Raw genomic sequence first — 13,672 nt, 5'->3', positions numbered from 1 at the left:
TGGGCCGCTCTCGACCGCATCTTGGAACCCGTACTGAGCAAAGGATCAAGGCGAATGTCCGAGAACCGTTATGACTACATCGTGGTCGGCGCCGGGGCGGCCGGATGCGCCGTGGCCTCCCGACTCACCGAGGACCCCGACACGACGGTGCTCCTGCTCGAGGCGGGAGGTCGGGACTGGAACCCCCTGATCCACATGCCGGTCGGGTTCACCAAGCTGACGAGCCCCAGCGTGAACTGGGGCTTCGAAACCGTGCCCCAGGCTCAGCTCAACAGTCGTCGCATGTGGTACCCGCAGGGGCGGACCCTCGGCGGTAGCACCTCCATCAACGCGATGATCTACATTCGCGGCAATAAGCTGGACTACGAGAAGTGGGCCGAGCTGGGCAACGACGACTGGGGATACGAACAGGTCCTGCCGTTCTTCCGCAAGGCGGAGCGCAACGAGCGGCTCAACGACCGGTACCACGGCAGCGACGGTCCGATGGCCGTCAGTGAGCAGGTGCAGTACAACCCGCTCAGCAAGGCCTTCGTCAGGGCGGCCCAGGAACTCGGCCTGACCTTCACCCCGGACTTCAACGGTGCCGTCCAGGACGGGATCGGCTTCTATGACGTCACCCAGCGCAACGCCCGTCGGGAGAGCGCCTCGACGGCGTACCTGCGCCCGGCGCGCGACCGCAAGAACCTCATCATCCAGCCGCACGCCCTCGGTACGCAGATCCTGGTGGAGAAGGGCCGTGCCGTCGGGCTCAAGTACACCGTCAAGGGCAAGCCGGCGGTGGCCTGTGCCGACCGTGAGGTGGTCCTCTCCGCCGGAGCGGTCAACTCTCCGCGCCTGCTGTTGCTCTCCGGAATCGGGCCGGCCGACGAGCTGCGGGCCCTGGGCGTCGACGTCGTCCACGACCTGCCCGGAGTGGGCAGGAACTTCCAGGACCACATGGACGTGTACCTGACCGCCGAGACGATCCCGGTCAGCTACAACGAGTCCGACCGACCACTCAAGGCCCTGGCCGCCGGAATCCAGTACGTGCTCTACCGGACCGGGCCGGTCACCGCGTCGGTCTGCGAGGCGGGCATGTTCGTGCGCAGCAGCGACAAGGTGGATGCGCCCGACATCCAGATGCACTGCCTGCCCGCCTACGTCATCGACCACGGCCGGATGCGGGTCAAGGGACACGGCATGACCATCAACACGTGCAACCTCCGGCCCAGGAGCATCGGTTCGGTCAGCCTGCGGTCGGCCGACCCGAGCGTGCCGCCGGCGATCGACCCGAACTTCCTGGCCGACCCCTACGACTGGGAAATCTCCATGGAGGGCTTCCGGTGGGGGCGGGAGATGCTGGCCACCAGGGCGTACGCGCCGTTCGTGAAGAAGGAGCACATGCCCGGCGCCGACGTGCGTACGGACCGGGAGATTCGGGACTACATCCGGCAGTGGGCCAAGACCGACTACCACCCGGTCGGCTCCTGCAAGATGGGCAACGACGACATGGCCGTGGTGGACCAGGAGCTGCGAGTCCACGGGCTTCCGGGGCTGCGCGTGATCGACGCGTCCATCATGCCCACCCTGATCAGTGGCAACACCCAGGCAACCTCAATCATGATCGGCGAGAAGGGCGCTCATCACATCCTCAACCCCGCCGCCGCTTCCAAGTCGGTTCGCGACGCTCACTCCGAGGGGGTGCCGAGCTGACCGGCGAGAGCCCTGCGTCCAGCCGGTTAGGGGAGGTTGTCCGCCGGGCGTGGCGGGCGCTGGTCGCCTGGGTGGTTGAAGGGCCGATCGTCACGCTCGGAGGTGGCGACAGCCAGCAACACGGCATCATGGTCTCGACCGCCCACACCATGGACGTACGTCTGGTGGTCCTGCCCGATGGCGACACGGCAACCGGCGGGTCGCAGTCGATTCGCCGCCTGACGGACCAGTGATTCCCTCGCCGCATCGAAGCGGCTGGCTCACGGCCCAGAATCCCAGTGCGCCGTCGCCGATGGCCAGGATCGGGGCGCGCATGCTTCGGCGGGCGCAGTCGCGCAGCAGATCCGCCCAGGAGCCGGTCGATTCGCGGTAGCCGTCGGCCAGGGCGATCAGTTCCTTGGTGCCGTCAGCGCGGACCCCGACGATGACCAGCAGACACAGCTTGTCCTCCTCGAGGCGCACGTTGACGTGGATGCCGTCGGCCCACACGTACACATAATCGACCTTCCCTGCTGAATCGTCGGGCGGCCTCCACCGCTGCTCGGTACGACACCCAGGCAAAAACATGACATCCGATCGGGACCATCAACCAAACGTCGTAACGAAGGAGCAGGGTGGTCACCGGCACGGCGAGCAGGCTCAGCCCGCAACGGCGCGCGGAGACATCGAGCTGGTTCAAGGCCATGCAGGTGCTCCCGGTACGGGATCCACCTCGAGATTCCGGTGCCCGCGCCGATGACGACGGTGACCATCCTGCCGGCCGCCGGCCGGGTGGAGCGCGTCGACGTCGTTGACGGCCTGATCCACGAGTACCGCCGCGCAGCGTCTCTGGTTTCCTATGTGATCCTCAGCGGGGCGGACATCGTGCCTGTACCGCCGTCCTGGTGGGTGATGGGGGTGGCGTGTACGTGGCGGTGGAAGCCGCGGCCGAGGATTGCCCCGCGGACCCGGTGGGGGTGTCGCCGGGCGGTGGTGGGAACCGTGTGCGGCACCTGGCGGACCGGCCCTGGCGGGTTGGTCTCCTGGGGTGTCCGTCCCGCCGGACGCTTGCCGCCAGTTCCCGGTGGGGGTTCTGTCGGGGCGGGAACCTGCCGTCGCAAGGGCAGCAGGCGTGAGGTTTTGGCACCTGTAGGTCGGGTCTGCTTGCGGGTGGGTGCGGTCTTGCGTCGGTCCCGCACCGGCCTGGTCGTCGCGGCTGGGGTTGGTCGACGCGCCCGGCGCCGCACGGGTGTGTCGGTGGCTGCGTGGATCGCGGCCTGGCCGCTACGGTCGGGGCGGGTTTTGGTCTGGTTGGCCAGGCCTCGGGCGGCGATGCGTTGCGCGGCGGCGTGGTCGCGGTCCAGTGACAGGCCACACGAGCAAATCGCCCACCGGTACCCGGCCACGCACCGGTCCGGCGTCTTGACGTGCGTGACCGCGCCGCCGCAGCGGGGACAGCCCGACGACGTGCCACGCGCCGGAACAGTCACGACCGCGATACCGGCTTGCGCGGCGAGGTGAGCGACGGCGGTGAACACCGTGCCGCGTACCGCACCGGACAGTCGCCGGTTGAGGCTGCGTGACCGGCCACCCGCCTCGAGCGTCGCGAGGTTCTCGACGTAGACGACGGTGGCGCCGACCCCGGTCGCGTGGTCGACCAGCCACCGCGCCGCCGACCAGGCAACCGCGTGGTTGAGATGCCGGATCCGGGCGCACACCGCCGCATGCTCGGCCTCCAAGCAGGCAAGCTTGCCGGCCAGGGCCGCCTCGGCGGGGGCGTCGGCGGGCCGGCCGTCCCGCAGCCGGGACAGGTGGTCGGCTTTGGTGTTGAGGTGTTCGCGGTGGCGGCGTAGTCGCACCAGTTTCGCCGACACGCCGGTCGCGTCGAACCGCAACGGACGCCCGTCCACGACGACGCAGCCGCCCTCGAGGTCGGCCACGGTGGCGGTCAGCAGGGTGTTCACCCCCCAGTCGACACCCAGCCCACGCGTGTGCCCGTCCACCGGCGGCGGGGTGTGCGGGGCCTGCCACGGCAGGTCGACCCGAACCCTGCCGTCGCGGGGCCGCACCGTCGGGCTGCACACCTTCACCCCGGCGGGCACGCTCGCCGGCAGCGCCACGTCGAAGGCATGCCACAGCCAGTCACGGTAGGAGACCGGCGCCGCGCATGTCGGAAGCTGCGACCACACCCGGATCATGCGGTCGTCGACCCGGTCGACGACGACCTGTTGCCGATCGGCAGCGGCCAGGCTCACCTGCCGCGCCACAACCGGCGGACCCTCCAACTCACACAACCCCGCCGGCAGCCGCCCATGCACGCCCACGTATGCGGTGATCTGCCGGGTGCGGTTACGGATCGTCGCGGTATCGGTGCCTTCGGGTAGCGCCGCCCGCAACCCCGACCATTCGCCATCGGTACGCGCGAACGGATCGGCCGGCCACGTCGCCAGCAGGGCGGCAACCACCGCACGACGGTGACATCCCAGCCGCAGAGCGCGGGCGGCTTCTTCCTCGGCGATGCGACGAACCCGGTCCGACACCACCACACCCGCCGCCGCCACCGCACCCCAACCGAGCCGGCGCAACGCCATCCACCCACTGGCCGGCAGACGCCTCCCATCAACGCCGACCCCACCAGCAAGCACCGCAAGATCCGCATCCGACCACTGCGCGGCGATCACCTCGTCGGCCATGCCCCGCACCAGGTCCGCCAGCCACCCCACCCGCTCGGCAAACACCCGCCCCGCCACCGGCACCCGCACACCCGGCGCGTCGGGCGTACCGCCGCACACCGCCCGGTACGCGGTGCACGTCGCCGTCGACGTCAACCACGCGCCAGCCACTACCCCACGCCCTCACCCGCGGCTGCCAGCAGCCGGCGCTTGGCCTCACGGGACCGGATGCCGTACATCCGGCCGGCGAACGTCGCCACCAGGGACATGAAGTCGTCTAACAGTTCCTCGATCCCACCGGCCGAACCCTTCGAATGCAGCACCTCGACGCTCACCCCGTCACGGGCAAGCAAAGCGCTCAACCAGGCGGTGCCGAACCGGGCCAGCCGGTCGCTGTGGGTCACTCTCACCACCGTGAACTCGCCCGCCGCCGCTGCCTTCAGCAGCCGCGTCAGACCCGGCCGGTTCTCCCGCAGCCCAGACGCCCTGTCCCTGAACACCGCCACCACCTCGCCGGCAGCCGTAGCCCGCAACTCCGCCTCCTGGACCACCAGCGACGACTCCTGACCCGTCGTACCCGACACCCGCACATACAACGCCTCACGCCGCGGCCGCTCCGCCTCACCACGACCCACGAACACGTCCAGCAACGCAGAGTCGAACCGACGCTCCCGACCCACCCACGTCACCGCCACACGACCCTCATCCGCCCACCGACGCAAAGTCACAGGATGCACACCGATGTACTCCGCAGCCGGACCCAGACGCAGCAACGACACGACCGAGAAAGTACCACATAGGATCGCTTAGCCAATCAACCAGCAGTGGCACACCCTGACAACACTGGGGTGTCGCGCTCATCCGCAGGATGACCTGACCGTTGGTGGTCCGCCAACCAGCGTCCATCGCCTTTGCTGGCCGAGCGGCCCTCGTCCGCCACACAGCTGCGAGCGCGGCACAGGGGTCGGCAAGGTCCGATCCCCGAGGTGGCACCCGTCAGGCCAGGACCCTGTACGCCGGCGACGAAAGACCCCCCAGGACGGGCCGTCCGGTACTTCCGTGCGCGTCGGGTTCGGCGTGACGATCACCTCGTGCAGACGTTCGTCCACCGCCACGATCGCATCGCGAACCCGGCACTCGCCGGCGAGGCCACCGGCGTGCGCTGGAGGCTGCTGTACCGCGCCGCTGCGGCCGCCGCCCTCATCTCAGCGGTGTTCATCCCGATCCAGGTCGCCGTGTTCCTTGTTTGGCCGCCTCCACTCGATGGCACCGCCGCCGACTGGTTCACCCTGCTCCGTAACCACCGGCTGGCTGGCCTGGTCAACCTGGACCTGCTGCTGGTGGCCGACAACGTGCTGCTGATCCCGATCCTGCTGGCCCTCTACGTCGCGCTGCGGCAGGCGTCCGCGTCGGTTGTGGTGACCGCCGTGGCGCTCGGCCTTGTCGGCGTCGTTATGTACCTTGCCGCTAACCCCGCCATCGCGATGGCCACCCTCAGCGACCAGCACGCGGCCGCCACCACCGAAGCCCAGCGAGCCGCCGCCGTGGCAGCCGGCGAAGCGACCCTCGCAATGTGGCAGGGCACCGCCTTCCAGACCGCCTACCTGCTGGGCTCCGCCGCCGGTATCGGCCTCGGCGCCGTGATGCTGCGCAGCGGTCCATTTGGCAAGCCAACCGGCTGGTTGGCCATCGTGGCGAACACGGTCGGGCTGGGCCTGTACGTCCCGGGTGTGGGCGTGTTCATCGCCGTATTCTCCGTCGTGTTCCTCGAGGCCTGGTACGTGCTGCTCGCCCGACGGCTGCACCAGCTCAGTCGGCGCGCCACCGCAGCGGAACCGGCACACCGATGAACCATCGCGCTTGTCAAGGAAGCCATGCAAGACCCGATCTTGGGCACTCGGCTTGGACCTCGGGTTGAACCCGGCGAGTGGGCAGCGTGCCGAAGGCCAGGGTGGTCTCAACCCCAATGGTTGGGGAGCGGTGCCGGCTCACCATGATCAATGTCCAAAGGCTCGTCCTCACCGGACATGCCTGCCCTGACATACGCCTCCGCCCACCGCAGCTCGACGATCCTCCATGCGTCGATTCGAGCAACCCGAGGTCGGAGAGACCGGCCGAGCGGCACAGCGACCGGCGTCCGCTGGCCCCGCAGGGCCAATCCCGGGTAGACGGCTACCACGAGTCCGAGCCCCGCAATGATCCAGCTGTCCGAGCCGTCGGCAGCGGTCGCCACTGTCACGCCGCCAGGCCGTCCAGATCACTCTCGCAGACGTCGTGTATTGCCGATATGCGCGTGGGTGGATGCTGCTGGTGGAAGGATGGCTTACGTGGGAAATACGTCGGCTGGGATGACTAGGCCTCAAGTCTCGCCGCTCGCCGGCGAGCCGATCAAACGTGCCGATGCCGAGCGGCTCGCGGGGGTTCTGAAGGCATTCGCGGATCCCGCCCGGCTGCGGCTGCTCAGCCTGATCCAGTCGGCCCCCGAGGGCGAGGCGTCCGTCTCTGACCTGACTGCGCCGCTCGGGCTTTCGCAGCCCACGGTCAGTCACCACCTGCGTATCCTCACCGAGGCCGGCTTGCTGGAGCGGGAGAAGCGCGGTGTCTGGGCGTACTACCGGCTGGTGCCGAGCGCGATCGCGACGATCGCGGATCTGCTGACCCCGCCACGCAAGCGATCAGCGCGGAAAACCCGCTGACGGGTGACAATCTCACCGCCCTTCACTCCGGCCTCGGCCCCGCGGACTGATGCGGGAGATCGGGCGAGCAGGGCGCGACGGCGAGCCGGCCCGGTGGTTGCTGCACGGACCTCTCAGCTGTGCCAGGAGCGCCAAAGGGAGGCGTACGCCCCGTCGGCGCGGACGAGTTCGTCGTGGCTGCCGAGTTCGGTGATCCGGCCGTCCTCCATCACGGCGACCCGGTCGGCGTCGTGCGCGGTGTTGAGCCGGTGCGCGATCGCGATGACGGTCCGTCCGGTGAGCACGGCGGCCAGCGCCCGCTCGGTTCGCCGGGCGGTGGTCGGATCCAGCGCGGCGGTCGCCTCGTCGAGGATCAGCGTGTGCGGGTCGGCGAGCACCAGCCGGGCCAGGGCGAGCTGCTGCGCCTCGGCCGCCCCGAGCTGCCGGGCCCCGTCGCCGAGTTCCGTGTCGAGGCCGTCGGGCAGCTCGGCGTACCAGTCGGCGCCGACGGCGACCAGCGCGGACCGCATCTGGTCGTCGGACGCGTCCGGCGCGGCGAAGGCGAGGTTGTCGCGCACCGAGCCGATGAATACGTGGTGTTCCTGGGTGACCAGGGCGATCCGGCGGCGGCGCTCGGCGGGGTCCAGGTCGGTGACCGGGCAGCCGCCGATGCTGACCACGCCGTGTCGCGGCGCGTCGATCCCGGCCAGCAGCCGAGCAAGGGTGGACTTCCCGGCGCCCGACGGGCCGACGACGGCCAGCCGCTCGCCGGGCCGTACCTCCAGGTCGATGCCGTGCAGGACGTCGTGGCCGTCGGCGTACGAGAATCGGGCGCCGCGCACGACGAGCCGCTCCCCAGGCGGCGCGGACGCCTTGCCGGGCGGCTCCGGCGGCACCTGGCCGACGCCGAGCACCCGGGCGAACGACGCGAAGCCGCGCTGCGCCTGTTCGGTCCACTGCAGGATCCGGTCCAACGGCTCGATCGCCTGCTGGAGATAGAGCGCGGCGGCAACCACCTCACCGAGCGAGACCATCCCCTTGGACAGGAAGAATCCGCCGACTAGCAGCACCGCGGCGATCGGCAGCGGATAGCTGGCCTCCACCACCGTGTAGAACACGGTCCGCAGCGCGAGCGTCGCCCGTCGGGTGGCCCACACCCGGGCGATGCGCTCGGTGCCGTGGACGATCCGGTCGTCGGTGAGGCGCAGCGCCTCCACGGTGCGCGCGCCCTCGGCGGTCGTGGTCAGCGTCTCGGTCAGCTCCGCGGTGGCGGCGCCCTCGGCGAGGTAGGCGGAACTGGCCCGCCGCAGGTACCAGCGGCTCGCCGCCCAGATCGGCGGCAGCCCGGCCAGCGCGACCAGGCCGAGCATCGGGTGCAGCAGGAAGATCGCCCCGAACAGCAGCGTCAGCTGCGCCGACGCGATGACGATGGTGGGCACGACGTCGCGGACGGTGGTCCCGACGGTCGATACGTCGACCGAGCTGCGGGTGGCGAGGTCCCCGGAGCCGGCCCGCTCGACGACGGAGACGGGCAGGCCGAGCGTCTTGCGGATGAACTCCTCGCGCAGCCGGGCAACCGCCCGCTCCCCGAACCGGTGACCGGCGTACTGGGCGTACCGGGAAAGCAGCGCCTGCACCAGAACGCATCCGCCGATCGCCACCGCCAAGCGGTCCACGGTGGCGACGCCCGCGCCGGCGGCAACCTGGTCGACGATTCTGCCGAGCAGCCACGGCGCGGCTAGTCCGGCGATCGCGGCGGCACCGTGCAGCACCAGCACGACCAGGACCGCGCGCCGGTCCCGGCCGACGAGGTCCAGCATCTCCCGTCGGACGGCGGCCCGGTCCGCTACCGGCAGCCGGCTCACCGCAACGCCCCCTCGGCCCCGGTGAAGTCTTCGGAGTCCAGGGCGTCGCTGCCCCGGGCCACCAACTGCCGGTAGCCTCGGTCCCGTTCGAGCAGTTCGGCGTGCGTGCCGGTGGCGACGATCCGACCCTCGCTCAGATGTGCGACCGTGTCGGCGTGCCCGAGCAGCAACGGTGACGTGGCGAGCACGATGGTGGTCCGCCCGGCCCGCGCCGCGCGCAGCCGCTCGGCGATCCGCGCCTCCGTGTGCGCGTCCACCGCCGACGTCGGGTCGATGAGGATCAGCACCTCAGGTTCGGCGAGCAGCGCCCGGGCCAGCCGTACCCGTTGGCGCTGGCCGCCGGAGAGCGTGCGGGCCCGGGTGTCGATCTGGGTGCCGAGCCCGTCCGGCAGCGCGTCGGCGACGTCCTCCGCCGACGCGATACGCAGGGCCGCCGTGACCCGGTGGTCAGCGCATCCCTTCCGGGCGAGGGTGTCGCAGGTCCCTGCCCGGGCTCGGCCGTCGCCGTTCCCCGCCCGGCCGTCGGCGCTCGCCTCCCGGCCACGCAGGATGTCCCGTAGGGTCCCGGCGAAGAGGTAGGAGTCGTGGTCGGCGACCAGGATCCGGGCGCGTACCTGGTCGAGTGCGATCCCGGTCAGCGGCACGCCGCCCCAGGTCACGTCGCTGACGACATAGCGTCCGAGCCGGTCGGCCAGGGCGATGGCCTCGGCCGGGTCGTCGGCGGCGACGCCGATCAGCCGACCGTCGCGCACGGTCAGGCCGCAAGCGGGGTCGTACAGGTCCGCGGGCCGTACCGGCGCGGACCCGGCTTGCGGTCGGCGGGCACCGGGTACGGTTGCCGACCCGCCCACGTCCGGCGGGGGCGGTCCGCCGACGTTGTGCGGAGCCGGCCCGCCGAGGTCGTGCGGGGTCGGGCCGCCGACATGGTCCGGGGTCAGGTTGAGCAGGGCGATGATGCGGCGGGCGGCGACCCGGCCCCGGATCACCCCGTAGCTGCCCTCCAACAGGAACCAGACCGGCACGATGAGCGTCGCCACGTATCCGTAGACGGCGACCATCTGCCCGACCGTGATGTCGCCGGCTACCGCCATCCGGGCCGCGAGCCACACCACGGCCGCGAGGAACAGCCCCGGTATGGCGACCGTCAACGCGTCGATCCAGCTGTAGACGGCACCGACCCGGTAGCCCTCGGCGAGCAGGTCCTGGGAGCGGGCGGCGTACCGGCGGGCGAACAGGCCGCGGCCGCCGACCCCGGCCAGCACCCGCAGCCCGGCCACGATGTCGCCGGCCCGGGTGGTGAGGACGCCCTGCTGGTGCCGGTATACGGACTCCGCCCGTTCGAGGCGGCGCAGCAGCGGTCCGATGATCAGCGCGATCGCCGGCACGCCCAGCAGCACGCACAGCGCCAGCAACGGGGAGACCGCCCACAGCACGACGGCGATGACCGCGTACGCGATGACCGCGCCGACGCCCGGGCCGGTCATCGTCAGCACCTGCGACGTGTAGCCGATGTCGGAGCCGCCGACCGTGGCGACCTCCCCCGCGGCGAGCCGGCGCGGCAGCACCGCGCCGATCCGGGACAGCTGGCGCAGCAGGACCGCCGCGGAGCGGGCCGTCGCGTCCTCGCGGACGAAGGTCATCGTGCGGTGCCGCATGATGCCCAGGTACGACAGCCCCGCCCCCGCGACGACGATTGCCGCGACCCAGAGCAGCAGGGCTCGGGTGTCGTGCGCGCGCAGCCCGTCGTCGACGGCGCGGGAGACCAGGTACGGCCGGACCGACAGCCCGATCATCCACGCCGTGCCGACCACGGTGCCGCGCAGCACCCGCCAGGGTTGGCAGCGAACCAGCCACCAGACGTACCGCATCGGCCCCCTCGTGTCCGGGACACCGGGCTCGGGATGCGGAATCTGTGGGGGCACCCGCCAAAACTACCGAGCGGGCTGGTGACGTACCCACCCAATATCCCCCCGGTTCGGCCGTGCGTCATCCCGGCGTGGTCGCGCTGCTGGTGAGGCTGCGGTTGGCCAGGAACCGCAGGTACTCCTCGTAGTTGAGCGGGTTGCCGTCGGAGCGTTCGCGGTCCGGGGCCGCCCCGCGGACGGGCCGGTCCGTGCCGGGATGCGACCACACGGCTCCCTCACCACCGGTCAGCCCGGGCAACGCCATGGCGAACTCCTGGACCAGTCGCGCCGGAAGGCCACCGGTGATCAACCAGGACGCGCCCTGTTCCCACCGACTCGGTGATGTCGGCGCCGAGCGAGCTGAGGAAGCCAAGCACGCCGCTCAGCGCGTCACCGGGCACCTCGACCTCCAGCGAGTGGCAGGGTTCGAACACCCGGGTCCCGGCGTTTCCCAACGCGCGCATGAGGACCAGCGGGGTGAGGTTCCGGAAGTCCCCGGCCGTGCTGAGCGGGGCCGCGAAACCCACCCGGTACAGGGTGACGACGCAGTCGGTCACCTCCCACCCGTGCAGCCCCTGCTGCAGGGTCCGCCGGCTGGTCTCCTCGATCGCGCGGTGAAAGGCGCGGGACACCAGCCCCGGCTCGACCCCGCGTACGTAGCTGACGCCGGAGCCGATCGCGCCGGGCTCGACGCGCAGCCCGATCGTCGCCCAGAACAGGTTCGGCCCGTGCCGGTCGATCTCCGACGCCGACTCGCCGGCCCGGACGGGTCGCTCGAGATAGACCGGTCGGACCGGCTCAAAGACGGCCTCCACCCCGAATTCGCGCCGCAGCCGGGCCTCGATGACCTCTTGCTGTACGGCGCCGTACAGCAAGACTGACGTCGCCCCGTCGCCAGCGGTGCGGGTACGGATGAGCGGGTCCTCGTCGGCGAGGCTGGTCAACGCGGCGTGCAGCCGCGCCCCCTGGCCGGGCTGCCGGGCCCGGACGACCGTCTCCAGGCTCGGGGGCGAGAAATGCGGGTGCCCGGCCGCCGCGTCCCGCTCACCCAACCGATCGCCGACCCGGATCTGCGACAGCCCACGGAGCTTTCCGATGTCGCCGGCCGTGAGCCGGCGCCGGTCCGCCCCGGGCCGACCGCGGCCGGTCCTGCCGTCAGCGGATGTCCTCGGGGAGGTCGCGGCCGCCGCGGCCGGGCCGACTCGCTCGAGTCCGGTGATCCGGCCGGCGTGGGTGCTGGTCCCGCCGCCCGACCCTGGCCGATGGAACACCACGCGTTGCCGTTCGCGCAGCTCTCCGGCGAACAACCGCAGGTAGGCAATCTTCTCCCCGCCAATGCCGCGTTCCACGGCGAAGACCGTGCCGGCGGCCGTCGCGTCGTCGGCCGCTGTCTCCCCAGCCCGCGCGCCGCCGGCTGCTCCATTGACCGCCGGTGGCAGGAACGCCGCGATTCCGTTGGTCAGTTCGCCGGTGCCCTGTCCGGTCAGGGCCGAGCCGAAGAACACCGGGTGCAGTACGCCGGCGGCGGTCTGCCGCGCGATCAACGTGTCCAGTTCATCGCGTGCGGGGACCGACCCGTCGACGAGCCGAGCAAACAGGACGTCATCGTGGTCGGCGAGGATCTCGGCCGTCCGGTTGTGGAACTCCCACTCGTTCATGGGGGCGGTCGCGGCGTCCGGCGTGCCCAGGGCGCGTACGGAGTTCATCGGGACCACGTGCGGCACGAGTTTGCGCCGGATCTCGGCGAGCAGCGAGTCGTACCGGGCGCCCATCCGGTCGATCTTGTTGACGAAGATCAAGGTCGGCAGCCCCATCCTCCTGAGCGATTTCATCAGCACCCGGGTCTGTGCCTGCACCCCCTCGACCGCGGACACCACGAGCACCGCGCCGTCGAGCACCGACAGCGCCCGTTCGACCTCCGCGATGAAGTCCGGGTGGCCGGGGGTGTCGACCAGGTTGACCTGAAGTTCGTCGAGGGGGAACGCGGCAACCGCGGAGCGGATCGTGATGCCACGTTCCCGCTCCAGATCGCCCTTGTCCGTCTGGGTGTCGCCGCTGTCGACGCTGCCGAGCCGGGCGATCACGCCGTTGTCGAACAGCAGCCGCTCGGTGAGACTGGTCTTACCGGCGTCGATGTGCGCCAAAATGCCAAGGTTCAACGTTCTTTCGGCCACGAGGGTCCTTGGAGGATAGGGAACGGGAAGGAAGCTGGCTAACTCCGAGGTGTCGCCGCATCTCCCTCTTCCTTCCGTCCGACTCCAACAGGAACCTTCGTGTCGTCGACCTGATCATCTCGGCCGTCGGCGCGGCGCTCCGTGACCCGGATACGTCCGCCGCGATTCACGCTACAACGGCATCCTTCGGCGGCAAGCGATTTTGCGAGCCACCCGCCCCCAGCCCGGTCCGTGCCAGGGACCGCCCGCGATCCGGACGTCAACGCCGCCTTGGCCGAAGGCAGGGGATGACTAGTGACCCATGGCCTCGTGGTACGCGACCCTTCCCAACACCCAGCTGACGCCTACCGCATCACTCGCCTCGGTGCGGAGACCCTCAGGTACGGCGTGGCCGGCGGCCGCGGCCTGTTCGCCCGCCGTTACGCCGCCCGCTCCCAGGACCTGCGCCCCCACGTCTGGGGGCGACGGCGAGCGTGATGTCGCATTGATGCCGCGGCGGTCCGAAAGGTGCGCGCCGGAATCCGCGATAAGAGGCATGGCGCGTCGACCCGTTGCTGGGGTCGCATGCGCAGCTCCAGCGTGCTCATCGGCCTGGCGGTCGCTCGAACTCGCGCCGGGCCGGACGGGAGGGGCCACTGCCAGCCTCCCGGCGGACGAGGGTTGCCCCATGGAACCGGTGCACGTTCTATTTCCGACTCGACGACATCGGTG

Annotated in this window: 9 protein-coding genes and 1 pseudogene; 3 read left to right on the top strand and 7 right to left on the bottom strand. The window is 70.8% G+C overall.

The window, feature by feature from the left end:
- The first annotated feature begins 54 nt into the window (after positions 1–54).
- Entirely contained in the window at positions 55–1,692 is a 1,638-nt protein-coding gene (locus OG799_RS17710; protein ID WP_406046134.1) for a GMC family oxidoreductase, read from the top strand.
- Between the two features lie 267 nt (positions 1,693–1,959).
- On the opposite strand, the pseudogene OG799_RS17705 reads toward OG799_RS17710, so the two are convergent.
- The 3 genes and pseudogenes from OG799_RS17705 to OG799_RS17695 form a co-directional block, all read right to left on the bottom strand.
- Positions 1,960–2,196 (bottom strand): annotated as a pseudogene (locus tag OG799_RS17705) (transposase); the annotation flags it as partial.
- Between the two features lie 332 nt (positions 2,197–2,528).
- Positions 2,529–4,514 carry a zinc ribbon domain-containing protein gene (locus OG799_RS17700; protein ID WP_406046133.1) on the bottom strand — a complete coding sequence of 662 codons (1,986 nt, stop codon included), beginning with the start codon at positions 4,512–4,514 and terminating at the stop codon, positions 2,529–2,531.
- Positions 4,514–5,122: an IS607 family transposase gene (locus OG799_RS17695; protein WP_406046132.1), complete on the bottom strand. Its 609-nt coding sequence runs from the start codon at positions 5,120–5,122 to the stop codon at positions 4,514–4,516. Before OG799_RS17695 ends, OG799_RS17700 begins: the two co-directional genes overlap by 1 nt.
- A gap of 312 nt (positions 5,123–5,434) precedes the next feature.
- Between OG799_RS17695 and OG799_RS17690 the strand changes: the two genes are divergently transcribed.
- Both OG799_RS17690 and OG799_RS17685 read left to right on the top strand, forming a co-directional pair.
- On the top strand, positions 5,435–6,193 hold the full coding sequence (locus OG799_RS17690) for a hypothetical protein (protein ID WP_406046131.1): 759 nt from the start codon (positions 5,435–5,437) through the stop codon (positions 6,191–6,193).
- A 468-nt stretch (positions 6,194–6,661) separates the two neighbouring features.
- Positions 6,662–7,039 (top strand): ArsR/SmtB family transcription factor, encoded by a 378-nt coding sequence (locus OG799_RS17685; protein WP_406046130.1) that lies wholly within the window; start codon positions 6,662–6,664, stop codon positions 7,037–7,039.
- A 113-nt stretch (positions 7,040–7,152) separates the two neighbouring features.
- Here OG799_RS17685 and OG799_RS17680 read toward each other — a convergent pair whose 3' ends face one another.
- From OG799_RS17680 to OG799_RS17665, 4 genes are all read right to left on the bottom strand, one after another.
- Positions 7,153–8,838, bottom strand: a complete 1,686-nt coding sequence (locus OG799_RS17680; RefSeq protein ID WP_406046313.1) for an ABC transporter ATP-binding protein — start codon at positions 8,836–8,838, stop codon at positions 7,153–7,155.
- Positions 8,839–8,879: 41 nt separating this feature from the next.
- Positions 8,880–10,751 carry an ABC transporter ATP-binding protein gene (locus tag OG799_RS17675; protein ID WP_406046129.1) on the bottom strand — a complete coding sequence of 624 codons (1,872 nt, stop codon included), beginning with the start codon at positions 10,749–10,751 and terminating at the stop codon, positions 8,880–8,882.
- Between the two features lie 118 nt (positions 10,752–10,869).
- Positions 10,870–11,052: a hypothetical protein gene (locus OG799_RS17670; protein ID WP_406046128.1), complete on the bottom strand. Its 183-nt coding sequence runs from the start codon at positions 11,050–11,052 to the stop codon at positions 10,870–10,872.
- Positions 11,024–12,931, bottom strand: a complete 1,908-nt coding sequence (locus OG799_RS17665; protein WP_406046127.1) for a GTP-binding protein — start codon at positions 12,929–12,931, stop codon at positions 11,024–11,026. The genes OG799_RS17670 and OG799_RS17665 overlap by 29 nt, the downstream gene beginning before the upstream one ends.
- Positions 12,932–13,672 lie beyond the last annotated feature (741 nt).

It is taken from the genome of Micromonospora sp. NBC_00898 (assembly GCF_045207895.1).
Taxonomy (GTDB): Bacteria; Actinomycetota; Actinomycetes; order Mycobacteriales; family Micromonosporaceae; genus Micromonospora.
This window is presented reverse-complemented; position numbering and strand designations above follow the sequence as displayed.

Bases quoted from the DNA above. Each gene is read 5' to 3' on its own strand.
- OG799_RS17710 (WP_406046134.1), top strand. From the start codon at position 55: ATGTCCGAGAACCGTTATGACTACATCGTGGTCGGCGCCGGGGCGGCC.
- OG799_RS17685 (WP_406046130.1), top strand. From the start codon at position 6,662: ATGGCTTACGTGGGAAATACGTCGGCTGGGATGACTAGGCCTCAAGTC.
- OG799_RS17680 (WP_406046313.1), bottom strand. From the start codon at position 8,838: ATGCTGGACCTCGTCGGCCGGGACCGGCGCGCGGTCCTGGTCGTGCTG.
- OG799_RS17675 (WP_406046129.1), bottom strand. From the start codon at position 10,751: ATGCGGTACGTCTGGTGGCTGGTTCGCTGCCAACCCTGGCGGGTGCTG.
- OG799_RS17670 (WP_406046128.1), bottom strand. From the start codon at position 11,052: ATGGCGTTGCCCGGGCTGACCGGTGGTGAGGGAGCCGTGTGGTCGCAT.